Here is an 18,917-nt window from a genome sequence, read left to right as displayed (position 1 = left end):
TGTCATTTACAACTTTTGGTCTGCTTACCCCTAACTATTCAACTCAATCACCACATGATGAACCTGCTGATCATTAATCAAGGGAAACTTACCGTTGTGAGCACCTGCTTCGCTCGCAGAATTTATTTCAACATCATCCAGTAACAGCTTTGTCACTTGCTGCGGCTGACCGGCATGACAATTTATCGTGATGTGATACAGCGTTTCATGGTAACGGTAATGCACCTTAAACGATGGCCAGTCGTCTGGAACACACGGAGCAATTCGGAGATGGCCATCTTCCAGATTGAGGCCTAATAACGTTTCTACCGTCAGCCGATACATCCAGCCCGCTGCACCGGTATACCAGGTCCAGCCACCGCGGCCGGTATGCGGCACCACACCATAAATATCGGCGCACATTACATACGGCTCAACTTTATAACGAGCAATGGCTTCTGCTGTATCACCATGATTGACAGGATTGAGCATGCCGTAAAATTCCCAGGCACGCTTTTTATCGCCCATCGCGGCAAATGCCATGGTGGTCCAGATAGCCGCATGAGTATATTGGCCACCGTTTTCACGAACACCTGGCACGTAACCTTTAATATATCCCGGTTCCAGATCAGATTTATCAAACGGTGGATCCAGTAACTGAATCAGCTGGGCATCGCGGCGTACCAGACGTTTATCCACGGAACTCATAGCTTGAATGGTTCTGTTTAATTCACCGCCTTTGGATAAGACCGACCAACTCTGACTGATGGAATCTATCTGACATTCATCATTGCTGGCAGAGCCCAACGGCGTGCCATCATCAAACCAGGCGCGCTGATACCATTCGCCATCCCAGGCATTTTCTTCAATGTTATGACGCAGTATTTCAGCCTGTTGCTGACATTTATCAGCAAACTCAGCATCACTGAACGTGATTGCCAGCTGTGCAAACTGCTGCAAATTGTCATATAAAAACCATGCCAGCCAGACGCTTTCGCCTTTGCCGTCTTGCCCGACCAGATTCATTCCGTCATTCCAGTCACCGCAACCCATCAGCGGCAATTGATGCGCTCCAAAGCGTAAACCATGTTTGAGTGCACGGACGCAATGTTCATAAACACTGGCGATTTCAGTCGAACGTTGTGGCTGGTCATAATAGGCTTCTTCATCAGCACTTAATTCGCGGCCTTCGAGGAAATGAATCTGCTCATCAAGAATGCCGGTATCACCCGTGGTCATCACATAACGACAGGTGGCATACGGTAACCACAGATAATCATCAGAAAAATGCGTTCGCACACCCTGACCATTTGGCGGATGCCACCAATGCTGGACATCGCCTTTGACAAATTGTCTGCCAGCACATAGCAGGATCTGTTCACGGGCCAGCCAGGGCGTGGCATGAATTAAGGCCATGGTGTCCTGTAATTGATCACGGAAACCAAACGCACCACCCGACTGATAATAGCCACTACGTCCCCATAAACGACAGGAAATGGTTTGATAAACCAGCCAGCCATTGGCTAATACATTCAAAGCCGGATCCGGGGTGTCGACATTGATGGTACCCAGGGTGTGATTCCAGAATTCCCAAACCGATTCCAGAGCCTGTTTGGCGCCAACGGGCCCACCATATTGGTGAATCAGCTGATTCGCTTCATGCACACTTGTTGCCGAACCAACTACAAAGACCACTTCACGCGTTTGACCGGCCGCCAGTTCAAATTTACTTTGAATGGCCGCACAGGGATCGAGTCCCGCGCCGGTATTACCGGATAATTGTTGTTTTACCATCGCCGCAGGATTTGCCAGCGAACCATTACGGCCAATAAATTCCGTACGATTGCCGGTCATGGTTTGTTTCTGTTCACTGATATGCACAAACGCAATCTGGTTTGCGTATTCACGGCTATAAGCATTACGGCCAAACACAGCGCCCGAATGTGGCTCAGTTTCAGTGACAATATGCATTAGATTGCTATGCCGCCATTCACCCAACACTAATTCCCAATAACCGGTTAATGACAGATTTCGGCTACGTTTTGACTGATTGGTCAGTTTTACCACTACAAATTTTACGGCAGCATCCATTGCTACATAGGTGGTGAGTTCAGAAGTGATTTCAGCTTCGTTATGCTCAAACACGCTATAACCAAAACCATGGCGGCAGACATAACCTGAACGGCCTCGTGCCGGTAACGGAGTGGGTGACCAGAATTCACCAGTTGCTTCATCACGTATATAAATGGCTTCACCACTGCTGTCACTGACCGGATCATTCAGCCACGGCGTGAGTCGGAATTCATGAGCATTTTTCACCCAGGTATATGAACCACCACTTTCACTGACCACGGTACCGATATGTGGACTGGCAATCACATTCACCCAAGGGGCTGGTGTTGTTTTACCCGGTTCAAGTTTTACAACGTATTCATGACCATCGGGTGTGAAACACCCCAGGCCATTTTTGAAAATACCATCACGCGGTTCCAGCGGCTTGGACGGAAGTAAGGCTGGTTTTGCCGTGGTGGTTAATTGATCTGATGGTCTTGAAACGGAAACACGACGATCCACTTGTTCAATCAGGGTGTCATGAATATCGCTGAATACCAGACGAGCAACGGTCTGCAATAACACTCTCTCATCTTCGGTCAGCTCATCGGAACGGCGTAAAAATACACCACCCGGTTTATCCAGCACTTGTGCTTCCGGGCCGGCATTAATCAGAGACATAATGCGATCCTGAAGCTCAGCACGGTAGTTGGAAAAATCTTCATTGATGATCACCAGATCAGCAACCAGACCTTTCATGCGCCAGTATGAATGGGCCTGCAGAGCCTGTTTGACCAGGTCGATACGATTGATATCACCGATATGCAACAACACAATGGGTAAATCACCCGAGATGGCAAAACGCCATAATCGTGATTGTCCCAACTGATTGCGGGCAATAATTTCTGGTGCAATACGGCGTAATCTATTGCCGAAAATAACCGAGTTGGCTAAACGGCCATAAATCTGGGCATCCGCTTCATTGATATTAAGATGACGTAATACTTCCTGGCTTTGAAACCAGGCCATTTCAAACGCCCGATCAACAAAATGCCGATCACAATATTTGTCTACCAATGTCAGAGCCGCTTCACGACTCTCAGCAACACCGGAAATAATCTGTACGACTGTCGACACATCGGGTGATAGCATCAGCGTGCGACGAATAGCGACAATAGGATCCAGTACTGGTCCATCGGTATCAGATAAACGGTGTATGGCGGATTCATCTAAATCTCTGTGAGTGAGTGCTACCGGATTAACGGCAGTTCTTCCGCGGCCAATAAATTTAGAGCGATCTGTTTCAAATGATGGTAAATCAGTGATTGCACCGGGTGCTGCCATTAAATGAAACATCCATGGCACTTTTTCACCGGCTGTCCGGGGACGTCGAGTGCAAATAATCGCCTGTTTGTCCGCTAGAATTTCAGTCTGCACAAACAGATTACTGAATGCTCGATGAGCCAAATCGGCTGTTAATTGTGCCAACACCACTTCGGCATAGCTGGTGACTTCTATACGACGCGGGACTTCCGACTGATTGGTTAAGGTAACCCGCCGGATTTCAACATCATCCTCTGGCGAAACACTGATTTCAGTATGTGCTTCAATTTCTGCATCCAGGCGTCTGTATTCGGCCCGCGCCTGAACAAAAATCGCTTCGTAATGATCGGCTTTGCGTAATGTCGGTTGATAGGTGGTAGACCAATACTGGCCATTATCCATATCACGCAAATAGATAAAGGTGCCCCAGTTATCGGCAGTGACATCTTCACGCCAACGGGTAATCGCAAGATTATTCCATCGACTGTAACTGCCACCTGAATTCGTTGCCATCACGTGATAATGACCATTAGACAGTAAATGGACTTCAGGTATCTGCGTGTTATGCGTGAAGACACGCATCATAGAGCGGCTATCAGCCGTCGGTGGTTTGGCGGTTGCACTGACTTCTGCAGCATGTGGATGCAATGTGGCACTTTGTTTTGGCACCCGTTCCTGAAGTAACAACTCCGTGGCCCGGATCTGTGGATCGGAAAGAAAACGCCGCTGCATCGGCTGATCTAATAAAACATGGGCGAATGACAGCAAACTCATGCCCTGGTGATGCGCCATAAATGATTGCACAATGGCATAACTCTTATTTCGCGGCACCCTCAGCGGTGTGTAATCAATCGCTTCATAAAAACCGTAATCGTCTGAAAAACCCTGTTCTTCAAGGGCTTGTAAATTCATACAGGCTTCGCGTGGCATCACCATTAACGCTAACGCGGTGGCATAGGGTGCAATCACTAAATCTTCGCCCAGGCCCCGTTTGAATCCGAGTCCTGGAACGCCAAACGCCCGGTATTGATAGACCTGATTAAGATCGGTGGTGTTGTAACACGATTCGGAAATACCCCACGGCACCGATCGTTGCCGGCCATATTGAATCTGGCGTGATACAGCCGCCTTGCAGCTATGATCCAGTAACGTATCCGCATAACTGGGCATGATTAACTGCGGCATCAGATACTCAAACATCGAGCCGCTCCAGGAGATCAAACTGATATCACCACCATGGCTGGTCAGTAAGCGTCCTAAAGCAAACCAATGTTTCTGAGGCACCTGGCCTTGAGCGATCAACATAAAGCTGGCCAGTCTGGCTTCTGAAGCCAGCAAGTCATAACACGCCAGATCCCGGCGACGTTCAGTGACATCAAAGCCAATGGTTAATAATTCAGCTTTTGAATCATATAAAAAGCCAAAATCCATAATCGCTACGGTATGGCAGCGATGAATTAACGCATCGATCCGGTTCAGATTTGATAAAGCATGTACATTTTGACTGGCCGCTAATACATGCAGCGTTGGCATCGGATCTGATGGAGAGGACTCAGCCAGCAACGTAGTATGCGAATCCAGTAAGGCGCTGACTTGCAAGTTAAAAGCTTGTATCCAGTAGCGACTTTCTTCATCAATATCTGTCACTAACATTTCAGCAATGACTTCACTGCTATGTTTGATGTTCTCTAAAATATCGGCCGTTTTGTCGATTGATATAACAGTTTGTCGTGAGATAGATGAATTCAGAACCTCATTCAGACGGTTAATTTCACTGGCCAATGACTTTTGGGTTGCGGCATCAAGCGACTCAACGAATACCTTAAAGGTATCTAGAAGACCTTCAAATGCGCTGGCGGTAATAATAGGCTGATGTTTGAATTCGGCGAGGCCCGCAGCCAAGGTCAGTAAACTACCCGCCAGATTGCCGCTATCGACCGATGAAATATAATACGGCGGCAGTACTTTTAAGGTGCGAGTGTCGTACCAGTTATAAAAATGCCCGCGATAGCGTTCCAGCTTTTCCATCGTGGTTAGGGTCTTGTCGATGCGATCGAGACTTTGACTGATAGTGATATAGCCAAAATCATTGGCCGCCAAATCGGCTAACAATGACATGCCCATATTGGTTGGCGAGGTACGCGTTGCAATTAGCGGCGCTGGATATTGCTGAAAATTGTCAGGTGGTAACCAATTCTCTTCAGCACTGACAAAGTCATCAAAGTAGCGCCAGGTTTTGCGAGCTGCGATCCGCAGAAATTGTTGCTGCTCCAGTGTTAAATCTTGTGCCTTCTCAACAGCTGGTTGACTGATCCACCAGGCAATGACCGGTGATATCAGCCATAACACTAAAACCGGTAGGCAAAACACTAATACAGACAAAGGATTGATCGCCGGAATGGATAATAGCGTCGGCGTTAATACAATTGCCAGCAGCGGTGCAATCCACATCTCTCGGAAATAATCCGTTAGCGTCTGACATTTGTTGCGACGGGCATAGCTTGGAAGTTGCCAGATTAATAAGCCACGTTTAGTAAACAACATCCGTAGGCCGGATTGCACGATGGCACTGAGGTTTATCAGTGCGTCATATGGCAGAAATATCAGCGACATCAATGCCTGCATTATCGGACGATCAGTGGATAGAACCGTCATTTTCAAATGCAACAACCAGTCACTTTGTTTGGGCTTTTTCACCAGCGAGATCAGCGAAAATAGCAGAGTGGGTAACAATATGATTGTCAGCAACAGCAAGGTCCAAAACCAGACTATTCCAGTGGCAAATAACCACCCCATCACTAACAAAATCAATAATGACGGCGCCACCAGGCTGCGCCGCAGGTTATCCAGCAGTTTCCATTTTGATAACAGAGACAAAGGATTTTTGCGCCATGGCGTTAAGCTGTCATCCATCCGGTTTGAACATAAAACGTTGGGTAACAACCAGCCGACTAATTGCCAGTCACCACGAATCCAGCGGTGACGGCGACTGGTTTCAATGGGATAACTGGGTGGATGTGATTCAATTAAATCCACATCGGTAATTAGCGCTGATCGCGCGTAGCCACCTTCGAGTAAGTCATGGCTGAGGATCAGATTTTCGGGTAAACGGCCTTCGGTCACCTGCCGGAATGCATCGACATCGTAAATGCCTTTACCGATAAATGAACCTTCGCCAAAAATATCCTGATATACATCCGACACTTCCCGGGTGTAGGGATCAATACCTGATGCTCCAGAATACAATTTACTGAAGCGGGATTGGTTGGCGCTGGCCAGACTAATCGATGCTCGCGGTTGCAAAATCGCATAGCCATCCACAATCCGCCCGACATTTTCATCAAAAACCGGCCGGTTCAGTGGATGTGCTAGATTACCGATCAATGCATGCGCTGCGTCACGAGGTAACTGGGTATCGGTATCCAGGGTAATGACATATTGTATAGTCGTTAAAATATCGGTATCACCGACGATAGCCGAAAATGCAGTTAACGCCTCACCACGAAGCCTGGCATTGAATTGTTCTAATTTGCCACGTTTACGTTCATAGCCCATCCAGATTTTTTCATAAGGATTCCAGACGCGTGGGCGATGAAACAGGTAAAAAATGCACGGCCGATCTTCATTTCGGTAGGTATCATTCAGCCTCTCAATCGCCTTGGTTGCATAGCTGATGATCGCGGCATCTTCTGGCAAGGTTTCTGTGGCTGCGTCATGAAAATCAGTTAGCAGGGCAAAAAACAGATTGGCATCCCGGTTACCCAGATAGCGAATTTGTATCGCTTCAATCAGTTCATCCACATCCTTGGTGCTGGCTAGTAAGGTTGGCACGATGACCATGGTGCGATGTTGCTGTGGAATGCCTTGAGAAAAATCCAGCCTGGGTAAAACACGTGGCGGCAGTATTAAGGTAATAAAGTGATTAATTAGTGGAATCATCAATGCTGAGACACTGATTAAAAGTGGGATTGCCAATAATCCGAGCAGCCAGCCAGCAACATTTAACTGGAAAAGCCAGCTAACAATCAATAGCGTTGACACGATAGGCAGGATGACTATCGGTGCGAGGTATAGCGATAATCTCGAACGTTTAATAACGCGTCTTGCTTTTAGCTTCCACGAGACTTCGCAGTTCACCGACTGTTCGAGCAGGGTGCGACCGTCATCGATTAAATAATAACCAATATGAGCTTTACGATGATCTGCACCGACGGTTCGGGCAGCCTCTGCTGTGAGTTGAATACAGCCTTGGGCAACTTCCAACTCACTACAACTGCTGTTACGGGCAATATCTTCGACAACATGCCGATACCGGTCACGTGTTGCAAAATCCTGCCTTGGATAAACGTTCGGATCGCCTTGCTTTAATGCCTGTTCAACCACACTCAGGGATTCGACATACTGTTTCCAGTCCATAATGCCAATGAAGCGTAGGCTACTGAAACTATTGGCAATGGAGATTTGATTGGCGGCCGCCACACGACCTGATGATTCTGATAATTGTGTGGCCGTGACACCCTGTTCTAATAATCTGTGTTCAACCCAGGTTTGCACAAAGGCCATGGCCGGGCCCTGCGCCTGAAGCCGGGCATAAAATTCTTCCACAAAAGAAGCTGTTAACGGTACATCGGCATTGGCAAATTCAGCCAATACCTGAATAAGTTTTTTCGGATCATCTTCCGCCATCGCCAGCATGCGGTCTGCCCAGGTGATCGCGGCATCGCGTTCTTCACGACGTTGAGCAATACGTACGGCAACGCGGCGTAAATTTTCTAGTAAAGCCAATTGCAGCATAATTGGAAACGCCCACAACTCGCCCAGTTTTAAAGGCTCAACCGTTTGATAGGCAGCAATAAACTGGCTGACATTATCGCTGTCTAGACGGCCATCCATATGGGAAATCAATTCAATTGCCAGGTCGTAAACCCGTGGGTAACCAGCAGACAAGCCGTTGGCCAGCTTGGGTAATTCCCGGCTGTAGCCTCGTGGTAAATGATTTTTTGCCAGCAGAATTTGCTGTTCGATAAGATAAAAATTATCCAGTAACCACGACTCGGCGGGCACCATGGATTGCCCAGCGGTGGCTGCTTTGGTCACAACATCATAAGCAACATGCAGAACGCGCGAATTATCGGCTAACCGAGGCAGCAATTTATCTGAATCGAGTTTTGGATCAATTTGATGTTCCTGAGCCAGGGTCATCGCGTGGCGTTTGAGTTGTTCGATGCTTAATAATTCTGAGCGCAACAACTCCGTGTCCTTTTCATTTCGAAGGACGTGTCGCATGCGTGCTGCCAATCCGAACTCTTTGATATCTATGTCGATCTCCTCGTTCGAATGTGATGCCAGCAACTGCAACGGGAAGCTGCAGGTGCATCACAAGGGGCTGTTTAGCTTTCAGAAACAAAAAAGGCAGTTATGAAAGATCAACAAGCCCTAATATGATGTGTAGAAAATAGGCGGGGTGTCGTTTCGCTTATCTAGTGGGGACTAATGCACAGTATGGGCTCAATTTCGGTGTTATGTTTGATGATTTTGTGTAAGAAACCAAACACCCATTAAGCCTGTCTTTATGCAAAATATCCGTTACAAATAATCTTCAACGTTCTTTGGCAAGCCTGTTAAATAGAGTAGTCGTATATGAATCAAATGTACTTGATTTAAGTTAAGCAAAATCCTGAGCACAGACAAGCAAATCCCCTTATGGAAAATTTACCTGCAGGCGTAATATTTGATTCGTAAGTTAATGAAACAACCGGGAGGTGATTATCATGTGGACTAAACCAGAATATTCAGACATGCGTTTCGGTTTTGAAGTAACGATGTACATTTGTAATCGTTAAGATTTGAAACAACGCAAAACAAGAAGCCTCCGAAAGGGGGCTTTTTTGTGGGCGAGTGTTGGGGATGAAATCACGACATCACACTCTTAAATATCAAATTTCAGACATAAAAAAAGCACTCATGAATGTGTGCCTGTTTTATTTATTACCGGGACCAGTATCAACTACCACCCCCTAAAAACTTACTGGATGTTAAGTGTTTTTTTGTATTAATTTATGACAATCATTGCTTCTGTACATAGTGAGTTGGGAATCTTGCTATAAAGTTTAAAGCTGACTTTATGTTTCAATTTTTCTTTTGAATATTCTGAAAAGCTTTTGCAAGTAGTAAAGGAGCTGACTTTCCAGACATTCTTCTTGGTTTTCTTCCAAATCGACGGCTCATTTCTAACTCATGCTGCTCTTGTGCATCTAATTCTTTGATCAGTCGATCCAATTCATCCTGACTATGAATTATGGCGTGCTCTAATACGCTACGTCTTCGGGTTTTAAGGGGCATTTTAACGATTCCATATAGGTAAATAACGTCAGAGCACGAGCTATTGAAAAAGTTCAACTTTATCCAAAATATAGTAAGTCTATGACTAGCTAGGGTTTTTTGACTTGGTCAACAACAGACAATTCCAGGACCAACACTCAATCTTTCTGGGTATGCCGATGCCTTGGATTTAGCTTGTCCAAATACGTTTCCGATCAGTAGACTTATTTCAGGACGAGTCATCAGATATAAAAAAGGCACTTAAAATAAGTGCCTTTTTGCTATGGTGCCAAGTTATCTGAGCCCGAAATTACATACTTTCTGCTTCAGATATTGCTTTTCTGACCAGACGTCCAGCACCGCCACTGACATCGGCATTTTTAATCTGTTCGAGATTTACTGGTTCACCTACGATGATGACTCCACCCATACCTGAACCAATATGCGGTGTGCATTTATAGACGTAAATGCCTTCCTCTGTGAAGGTGTGCTTATAATTTTCACTCATCGGCGAGTTCCATTTCTCGGCACCTTCGGGAATCAAGCCATCTATTGATTCAGAGTTATGTGTGCTCATGTTGCGCCAAGACACAGAGTCACCAGAATTAATTTTGACGACCAGCGGATTAAACTTCAGGCCCTCTGCAGTTACGAAATGCGTTTCTGCTCCTTCACTTTTTGGCTCATCGGCTTGAGCGGCTGCGTCATCTGATGTTCCACTGACTTCTGTTTCTTCAGTAGCCATGGTGCTATCAGTCTTATCAAGCTCAGCGGCAGGTTCATCTTCAATGACCACTTCAGTTTCTGATGGGGCCGGGGTGATATTTTCAGTCGTGTCCATATTGCTCTGATTTTCAGAGCTCATTCCCGTTTCTTGGTTTTGTGTCGTGTCAGAACTGTCATCGCTACCACAGGCTGTAAACAGCGTGGCAGCCGCGAAAGACATAGTCAGTGCAATGGCGATATTTCTCGTTTGTGTAAACGCCGAAGTTGCTTTAAGCATATTTTGTACTCTCCTGATAAAAAAACTCTTGTTACAGATTAGGACAATGGCAAACCCCGTCCGTTCGATTTCCCTCTAAACCGCAAAATTATTATATTCACCCCAGTTGTTTATTGTGAAAATGCATAAAGTAAAATCCTGAGTCCGGATGAGTAAATCACCTTATGGCATTTTTAACTGTCAGCGTAACATTTCAATCGTAAGTTAACGAAATAACTTGGAGGTGATTATCATGTGGACTAAACCAGAATATTCAGACATGCGTTTCGGTTTTGAAGTAACGATGTACATTTGTAATCGTTAAGATTTGAAACCACGCAAAACAAGAAGCCCCCGGAAGGGGGCTTTTTTGTGGCTAGGTGATGCGTTACTCCATCCAAACTTTAAAAAGTTTCGGAATCTCGAATCTCAAGCTTAAAAAAAGCACTTATAAATTGATAGTGTCCAGGGCTGGAATCAAAACTGCACAGGCGCAAAGCCGAGGGGGGTAAATTCCTCATGATGGTCGTTGCTCCGAGCTTTCCTGATCATAGTTTATCGCTCTGATGGGATATGGAATGGTGATGCCTTCTTCTCTATAGCGTTTGTGAAGGGCTTTGATAAACGCTGATTTCACCCAAAAGCGATTGAAATATTCCTGGGCTCTTAACATAACGGTGAAATTAATACTGGAATTGTCAAAAGTGTGAAAAACAACAAATGTCTCATATTCCTCCACTCCCCATTTATGTGATTTAAGAATTTCACGGGCGACTTCGAGCGTTACGCGCTCAACGTATTCCAGATCAGAGTTGTAGTGCACCCCGACCTCAACCGGTACGGAAAGCTGTTTTTCCGGATAATAATAATTGATCAGCTTCGACTTTGATAAAACACTATTGGGCATTATCACAATATTGTTGGGAAGCATTCGGATCCAGGTTGATCGCCAGCCTATTTTCTCAACAAAGCCTTGTTCACCTGAATCCAACTCAATAAAGTCTCCCATCCGGATAGGCTTATCGATGACCAGCTGAATGCCGGAAAAGAAGTTCTCCAGTGTCGGTTGCAGCGCCAATGCCAGCGCCAAAGACGTGATACCCAGTGAGGCGATAATGGGAGTCAAGGAAATACCGATGGTGCTGAGAATCATCAGCAAGCCAAGGCCGAGGATCACGATATGCGTGATACCTTGCATGATGCCTTTGCTGGTTCTGAAACTAACGTTTCTATCGGCATAGCGGCCAACTAAACCGTTCACCAATCTATCAACAAATACCACTAACGCTAAGATGAGCAGAAGCTTGGCAACAATATTAAAAATACTGGAATTTATGTTGACTGAATAATGTACCAACAACTGTTCAAAGAGTTTGGAAAGGAACGCCAGTAACACAAGTGTGAGGGGGAAGTTGACCGATTTAATGATTATGCCGATTAGGGAGATTTGACTGGTCTCCGCGGCTTTTAAAATACGTGCCAGAATAAATCGCTTAACAAGAGTAAGTGTAATAAAAGCGCCCAAGACAATGATCGTCATCATTGACCATTGGGGCAAGGCATCAAGCCAATCCTGGAACTTCATTACGCAACCTTAATGACTAAGTTAGTAATAACTTATGCAGAAGTTGTGCCCTTAATGAGAAAGCGGTCAGCGTGTTTCGTATCAAGTGATAGGACAGAAAATGATGCAATTTCTGAGCGTTATATCGTTAAAGTTGCACGGTTTGTTGGCAGGCTGAACCAAAAAAGTGCACCTTAAAATTTATGTAGCCGTTCCTGAACACCTTCAACGCGATATAAACGAGTAGATGGCCAATTAAAAACCTTTAGGTTATTAACCCATCAATTCAGGCGCTTTTTTAGGGATTTTTAAAACACGTTCGTGGAATTGGGGGTGAACTCTAGACATAAAAAAAGCCCCAACACTTTTCAGTATTGAGGCTTTGATATTTTGATGGTGCCCGGGGCCGTAATCGAACAGGCCATTACATTAGTTTCTCCACCCCAACACTCATATGCTGATTCCGTTTTGAATCCGCTTTTTGGTATCAACTTCTCAGGCAAAAAAACTACATACTTTCTGCTTTAGAAATAGCCTTTCTGACCAAACGGCCAGCAGCGCCCTTGGCATCGGCGTTTTTAATCTGTTCCAGATTGACTGGCTCGCCCACAATAACGACGCCCCCCATGGCAGCTCCGAAGTGAGGGACACATTTGTAGACATAGATACCATCTTGGGTAAATGTCCGATCATAGTTTTCATTTATGGGTGATTCCCAGTGCTCAGCATCTTCCGGAATCAAGCCATCGAGTGACTTTGTGTTGTGAGTGGGCATGTTGCGCCAGGAAACAGTGTCTCCATTCTTGATGGTGATGACCAGCGGAATGTATTTAAGCCCTTGCGCCATAACAGTATGGGTTTCGGGACCTTCGCTAGCTGGCTCATCGGCTGGAGTAGTGGTTGCTTTATCAGCGGTCGATGCAGAATCAGTCTCTTCAGCTTCAATATTTGTCTCTGTTGCTTCAGTTTGATCCGTCGCAGATGTCTGATCACTCTCAGCGATAGGTTCATCTTCAATGACCACTTCAGTTTCTGGTGCGCTTGGTGTGATGTTTTCAGTCGCGTCCATGTTGCTCTGATTTTCGGAGCTCATTTCAGTTTCAGGGCTTGGTGTGGTGTCAGAGCTGTCATCGTTACCACAACCAGTGATCAGCGTAGCGGTCAAGAATGACATGGTCAGTGCCATTGCAATGTTTCTCGCCTGTGTAAACGTCGTAATTGCTTTGAGCATCTTGTGTTCCTTAATTAAAGGCAAAAAATTTCAACAATAGTGTAACAGTGAAAAACCTGCAGTAGGTTCGATATCCCACTAAATCCAAATATCAGCTTTGTGTTAATTAGCGTGGAGAGCCAGTTTTGATGTTGTTTTTATGCTTATAAAAAGCTAACTGCTGTCAGATTAAGTCTTAATCATTACAAATTAAGCCAAAAAAAAGCCCCAACACTTTTCAGTATCGAGGCTTAGATATTTCTGATGGTGCCCGGGGCCGGAATCGAACCGGCACAAGAGGTCGAGTAAGTTAGTTCAAATATCCATAACAGCCTTATATACCCCTGTGATCTCAACTGAATTGAGGCTATCAAGTTGATGTAATCTATGCTTTAACAAGCTTAACGAGAGTAAATCTGATGCAGATACGAACTGTGCATTATGAGCAAGGCTAAATCCATCGTAAAAATAGATGGCTAATCAGACATGTTAACATCAAGAAAAGCAATTAGTCGGAGTCGCTCATGGTTAAAACCAATTCACTTGTACAGCAAGCCTCATTCCAACTCGGGCAGTATTCAATTAACCGTATAGGTTTGGGAACTATGCGAGTTACCGGGCCTGGCATATGGGGTGAACCAGAAGATCGTCAGCAATGCCTTCGAGTGTTAAAAAGGGCACCAGAATTAGGCATCAACTTTATTGATACAGCAGATAGTTATGGCCCTAATGTCAGTGAAGATTTAATTCGTGAAGCATTGTATCCATATGATGGCATTTTGGTTGCAACGAAAGCTGGTTTAACCCGGCATGGTGAGAATATCTGGGCGCCACTTGGAAGGCCAGAATATTTGAGGCAATGCGTATTAATGAGTATGCGAAGGCTCAATGTAGAACAGATCGGTTTGTGGCAGTTACATCGAATTGATCCCAAAGTTCCTCGGGACGAACAATTCGCAGCTGTGCAGGAATTTCAGAATGAGGGGCTGATTAAGCATGTCGGCTTAAGTGAAGTGGGTGTCGACGACATTATTGCAGCTCAGAAGTATTTCAAGGTCAGTACGGTACAGAATCAATATAACCTGAAGATGCGGCAATACGAGGAGGTCGTTGATTACTGTACCGAACAGGGTATTGGCTTCATCCCCTGGTACCCCTTGGCAAAAAATGCACTGGCAGAGTCCGCTTCAATACTCAAAACCATTGCCGCGAAATACGATGCCACTCCGAATCAAATTGTGCTGGCTTGGCTGTTAAAACGCAGCCCAGTAATTATTCCCATTCCAGGCACCAGCAAGGTGAATCATTTGGAAGAGAACGTAAAAGCTGGTGATTTTGAACTATCAGACGAAGACTTTACGGCTTTAAGCACCACTAAGTATTGAAAACAAAAAAGCCCCAACACTTTTCAGTATCGAGGCTTAGATATTTCTGATGGTGCCCGGGGCCGGAATCGAACCGGCACGACCGCAAAGTCGAGGGATTTTAAGTCCCTTGTGTCTACCAATTTCACCACCCGGGCAGCAAGCCGCACATTATAAACAAGATTTCACAATTGTTCACACCCAATTCGCTTATTTTCTGGTGGAAGGGGGTAATTGGTAATGGCTTTCGATCATTTCCCGGGTCAAAATCCCATAAATACGGTCGATCATTGGGGTGCTCTGTCGACTGACGTAAAGCGCCTCTACTTCATATTTATCAAGCGCCTGATAGGCTTCATGCAGGCTGGTATGCAATGAGATTTTATGTACATTGCGTCTGGTTGCCGGGATTTGCATCAAATCGATTTCTGACTCATCTTCGTCTTCTTTTACGCTCACCGCTCTGGCCAGGTCGCTGGCGGGCATCAAGGCAATCGGATTGCGTTCTTTGGTGATTAAAATCCATTCCGGGTTGTTTTCAAGTGTATGCAGGGCCAAATCGCGATTGATTGTCTGATTCAATACAGCGATATTGCGTTGCATCGCGGCGCCAACACTGATTTTACGAAGCGTTTGCGAGATAGGGTCATTACGAAAATCCAGACCTTTTACTCGCATCATATTGACGAATAGTGGCTCCTGTTTGAAATAATCGTGCGTAATCAGACTGGAAAAGACGATGGCGAGCATGCCCGGCAGAATGATTTCCGGGTTGCCGGTGAGTTCCAGCATGGCCATTAATGCGGCAAGCGGGGCTTTCAGGGTGGCAGACATCATCGCGCACATGCCTAACACGGCATAAAAGGTCATTGATGAAGCATATTCAGGCAATAGGATCTGGCCAAAGTAACCTAATATTGCGCCGGCACAGGCGCCGACGACCATGGTCGGCCCAATGACTCCGGCCGGGATGCCTAAACCGACGGTGGCAGAAGATAACAGCAGTTTCATCACCATGATGATGACCAGCGTGCCGATGGCAATATCATTGGCGGAAATACTGCCGATAATGCCGTAGCCCATACCCATCACTTCCGGCACCATCATGCCGCACAAGCCCATTAAAATTCCGGCATAAACCGGCCGTAACCATGACGGGTGATTGGTGTATAGATTAGTAAACAGCGTCAGTGTTTTTAACGCAATGGTGGCTAAACCACCGATAACGAGACCCAGGAATATGATGTAGGGCAGTTCCCATAGTGACTGCATCTCGGCGCTGAGGTTGATAAAAACCGTATCGTCACCAAAGGTCAGCCGGCAGACCACTGCGCCGGTGACGGAAGCAAGAATCACCGGAATAAAACTGGCGATGTAATATTCCATCATGATGACTTCCATGGCGAAAATCACTCCGGCAATCGGTGTGTTAAATGAGGCGGCTATGGCCGCCGCTGTGCCTGATGCCACCAAAATCCGAACACTGTTGTTGGGTAACTCCAGACCATTTGCCAGTAAGCTGCCGCTGGCGGCACCCAGATGCACACCGGGACCCTCACGACCAACGGAATGACCGGTGATGATGGCAATACTGGTGCCGATAAATTGGCGAACGGCATTTTGCCAGGGGAGGCGGCCTTCATAAGCGGAGAGCCGTTCGATAACATGGAGGATGCCGGTGGTGCGTTGTTCTTGAGTTAATCCGCGAAACAGTAAACCGATAAGCAGGCCGCCGACAATAGGCAGGCCCAAAAGACCCCACCAGGGCAGGCTGGCAAAGCCTTCGACTTCACCGGAGGGCAATAGCAGCATTTGACCATGTTCAATGGTGAGTCTGAGCAGGATGATGGCAAGGCTGGCCAATAATCCGGTGATAACGGCGAGCACATAGAGCTTTACGCCTAATCTACCAAATATGAAATACTGTCGGATTTTTTCCAGCATCAGCCCTATATAACTTTGGAAAATCGCTGTTTTGCTTGTTGACTGTATTTATCAAACGCCATGCAGATATTACGGATTAACAAGCGACCAGCTGGTAAGACCACAATGTTTTTCCAGTTATACTGCAACAGGCCATCTTCGGCAAATTGTTCGATCTGAGGGTAGGCATCGGCAAAGTATTCTTTAAATTGGATGCCGTATTCCTGTTCGATTTCTACAATGCTCAGTTCAAAATCACAGATTAAACGGGTAATGATTTGACGTCGCAGTTTGTCGTCCTCTGAAAGGCTGATGCCACGCATTAACGGTAACTGATTTTGCTTGAGCAGAGTGTCGTATTCGAGCAGGGTTTTTACATTCTGTGCATAAGCATCACCGATATTGCCAATCGAAGTGATACCAAAGCCGATCAGATCACATTCGGCGTGAGTGGCATAGCCCTGAAAATTACGATGTAACCGATTTTGTTCCTGGGCCAGACTGAGCTCATCGTCCGGTTTGGCAAAGTGATCCATACCAATATATTGATAACCGGCCTGCGTTAATTTATTGATCGACAGTTGCAAAATGCTCAATTTCTGCTCTGCAGTAGGTAAGTCTTCACTTTTAATCTGACGCTGAGTTTTAAACAACTTTGGCATATGGGCGTAGTTAAATAATGAGATACGATCAGGATCGGCAGCGATGATTTTATCGAGCGAAGTATTGAAGCCGGATAACGTTTGCAGCGGCAGGCCGTAAATCAAATCGATGCTGATCGAGCGGAACTGATGCTGGCGGGCGGCATCTATGACCGCCATGGTTTCGGCCTCGGATTGAATGCGATTAACCGCTTTTTGCACGGCCGCATCAAAATCCTGCACGCCCAGACTGATACGGTTAAAGCCTATTTTCTTTAACAACGCGATGGTATCGGCATTAGCTTCACGGGGATCAATTTCAATCGAGATATCGGCATCGTCAGCAATATGAAAATGCCGACGGGTTTCAGTCATCAGATCCTGCATTTGCTGTTCGCTTATAAATGTCGGTGTGCCACCGCCCCAGTGCAGTTGCGTCACCGGACGGCTGGTATCAATTAATGCGGCCTTAAGGGCCAGTTCTTTGTAGAGGTTTTCAAGATATGGCGCAGCATGATCGCGATTTTTGGTGATGATTTTGTTGCAGGCGCAATAAAAACACACGGTATCGCAAAACGGTAAATGGAAATACAGAGACAGTGGCCCGCCGCGCTGGTTGGATAACTCGGCGTGTTCGATGAATTCCTTTGTTTTAAAGGTTTCATCAAACTCCAATGCGGTGGGATACGAGGTGTATCTCGGTCCGGCCGTATCGTATTTCTGGATAAGTTGGCGGTTCACGATCAGCTGATTTTGCATAGCAAAGCCCTGTAAAACAGTTGGGCGATGATTATAAACAGCCAATTTTTACCGTGGATGGCTAATACACGCTTTCTTGATCCAGATCAGACTGGGAAGCGTTGATCGTCTTCCGGATGAGCCCCTAAATCAGCAAAATGTTTCTGAATAATTGGTAAGACCTCTTCGGGTTTATCAACCAAATGGAAAATACTCAGATCGTCTTCCTTGATACAGTCCATCCGCAGCACTTCAGCCCGAAGCCAGTCAATCAGTCCTATCCAGTATTCTGAGCCATACAAAATAACCGGAAAGTGGCGGATTTTGCGGCTTTGGATAAGGGTTAATGCTTCAAAGAATTCATCCAAAGTACCGAAACCACCGGGAAATACTACATAGCCCATTGAGGATTTAACAAACATCAGTTTGCGAACAAAAAAATAGCGAAAACTCAGGCTGATATCCTGATTCGGATTGGGTTTTTGTTCCATCGGCAGTTCAATATTGAGGCCGACCGAATGTGCCCCCTGTTTGAACGCACCGGCATTGGCAGCATGCATAATGCCGGGACCTCCACCGGTAATAACCGAAAACTTTGCCTGGGAAAGTGACAGTGCAACCTGTTTGGCCGCCTGATAATACGGAGAGTCTTCTGTTAAACACGCACTACCGAAGATGGATACGGCGGGACCAAGCCCATTAAGGGTTTCAATACCGTCAATCAGTTCAGATTGAATGCGGAAGACGCGCCAGGCTTCCGATGTTTTTAAATCTTCCACTTGTATTTTTCTCACTTGGCAAAGGCTGAACATCACAATAA

Annotated in this window: 11 protein-coding genes and 1 tRNA gene; 3 read left to right on the top strand and 9 right to left on the bottom strand. The window is 46.0% G+C overall.

Annotated features, from left to right (window positions below; translation table 11 throughout):
* Positions 1-30: 30 nt before the first annotated feature.
* Entirely contained in the window at positions 31-8,640 is an 8,610-nt protein-coding gene (locus B4F66_RS05195) for a glycoside hydrolase family 94 protein (protein ID WP_292354430.1), read from the bottom strand.
* Between the two features lie 485 nt (positions 8,641-9,125).
* Between B4F66_RS05195 and pqqA (B4F66_RS05190) the strand changes: the two genes are divergently transcribed.
* Positions 9,126-9,197, top strand: coding sequence for a pyrroloquinoline quinone precursor peptide PqqA (pqqA, locus tag B4F66_RS05190; protein ID WP_081443609.1), 72 nt, complete (start codon positions 9,126-9,128; stop codon positions 9,195-9,197).
* A 286-nt stretch (positions 9,198-9,483) separates the two neighbouring features.
* Here the strand turns inward: pqqA (B4F66_RS05190) and B4F66_RS05185 are convergent, their stop codons facing one another.
* Both B4F66_RS05185 and B4F66_RS05180 read right to left on the bottom strand, forming a co-directional pair.
* Entirely contained in the window at positions 9,484-9,696 is a 213-nt protein-coding gene (locus B4F66_RS05185) for a hypothetical protein (protein WP_292354431.1), read from the bottom strand.
* A gap of 289 nt (positions 9,697-9,985) precedes the next feature.
* A complete protein-coding gene (locus B4F66_RS05180) occupies positions 9,986-10,678 on the bottom strand; it encodes a plastocyanin/azurin family copper-binding protein (protein ID WP_292354432.1) in 693 nt (230 codons plus the stop codon).
* A gap of 232 nt (positions 10,679-10,910) precedes the next feature.
* Between B4F66_RS05180 and pqqA (B4F66_RS05175) the strand changes: the two genes are divergently transcribed.
* Complete coding sequence (pqqA, locus tag B4F66_RS05175; protein ID WP_081443609.1) at positions 10,911-10,982, top strand: pyrroloquinoline quinone precursor peptide PqqA; 72 nt, start codon at positions 10,911-10,913, stop codon at positions 10,980-10,982.
* Between the two features lie 192 nt (positions 10,983-11,174).
* Here pqqA (B4F66_RS05175) and B4F66_RS05170 read toward each other — a convergent pair whose 3' ends face one another.
* Entirely contained in the window at positions 11,175-12,242 is a 1,068-nt protein-coding gene (locus tag B4F66_RS05170) for a mechanosensitive ion channel family protein (RefSeq protein WP_292354434.1), read from the bottom strand.
* A 487-nt stretch (positions 12,243-12,729) separates the two neighbouring features.
* Positions 12,730-13,452: a plastocyanin/azurin family copper-binding protein gene (locus tag B4F66_RS05165; protein WP_292354436.1), complete on the bottom strand. Its 723-nt coding sequence runs from the start codon at positions 13,450-13,452 to the stop codon at positions 12,730-12,732.
* 503 nt (positions 13,453-13,955) lie between these two features.
* Here B4F66_RS05165 and B4F66_RS05160 point away from each other — a divergent pair.
* Positions 13,956-14,816: an aldo/keto reductase gene (locus B4F66_RS05160; protein WP_292354438.1), complete on the top strand. Its 861-nt coding sequence runs from the start codon at positions 13,956-13,958 to the stop codon at positions 14,814-14,816.
* Between the two features lie 50 nt (positions 14,817-14,866).
* On the opposite strand, the gene B4F66_RS05155 is transcribed toward B4F66_RS05160, so the two are convergent.
* The 4 genes from B4F66_RS05155 to B4F66_RS05140 all read right to left on the bottom strand — a co-directional run bounded on the left by B4F66_RS05155 (position 14,867) and on the right by B4F66_RS05140 (position 18,876).
* A tRNA-Leu gene (locus B4F66_RS05155) sits at positions 14,867-14,953 on the bottom strand.
* A 52-nt stretch (positions 14,954-15,005) separates the two neighbouring features.
* On the bottom strand, positions 15,006-16,739 hold the full coding sequence (locus tag B4F66_RS05150) for a chloride channel protein (protein ID WP_292354440.1): 1,734 nt from the start codon (positions 16,737-16,739) through the stop codon (positions 15,006-15,008).
* Positions 16,740-16,744: 5 nt separating this feature from the next.
* On the bottom strand, positions 16,745-18,118 hold the full coding sequence (gene hemN, locus B4F66_RS05145; protein WP_292354442.1) for an oxygen-independent coproporphyrinogen III oxidase: 1,374 nt from the start codon (positions 18,116-18,118) through the stop codon (positions 16,745-16,747).
* Between the two features lie 86 nt (positions 18,119-18,204).
* A complete protein-coding gene (locus B4F66_RS05140; RefSeq protein WP_292354444.1) occupies positions 18,205-18,876 on the bottom strand; it encodes an LOG family protein in 672 nt (223 codons plus the stop codon).
* Between the last annotated feature and the right edge of the window lie 41 nt (positions 18,877-18,917).

Origin of the sequence: Methylophaga sp. UBA3603 (assembly GCF_002375335.1) — a bacterium.
Taxonomy (GTDB): Bacteria; Pseudomonadota; Gammaproteobacteria; order Nitrosococcales; family Methylophagaceae; genus Methylophaga.
Note: the sequence above shows the minus strand (reverse complement) of the source record. Positions and strands in the feature narration are given on the sequence as shown.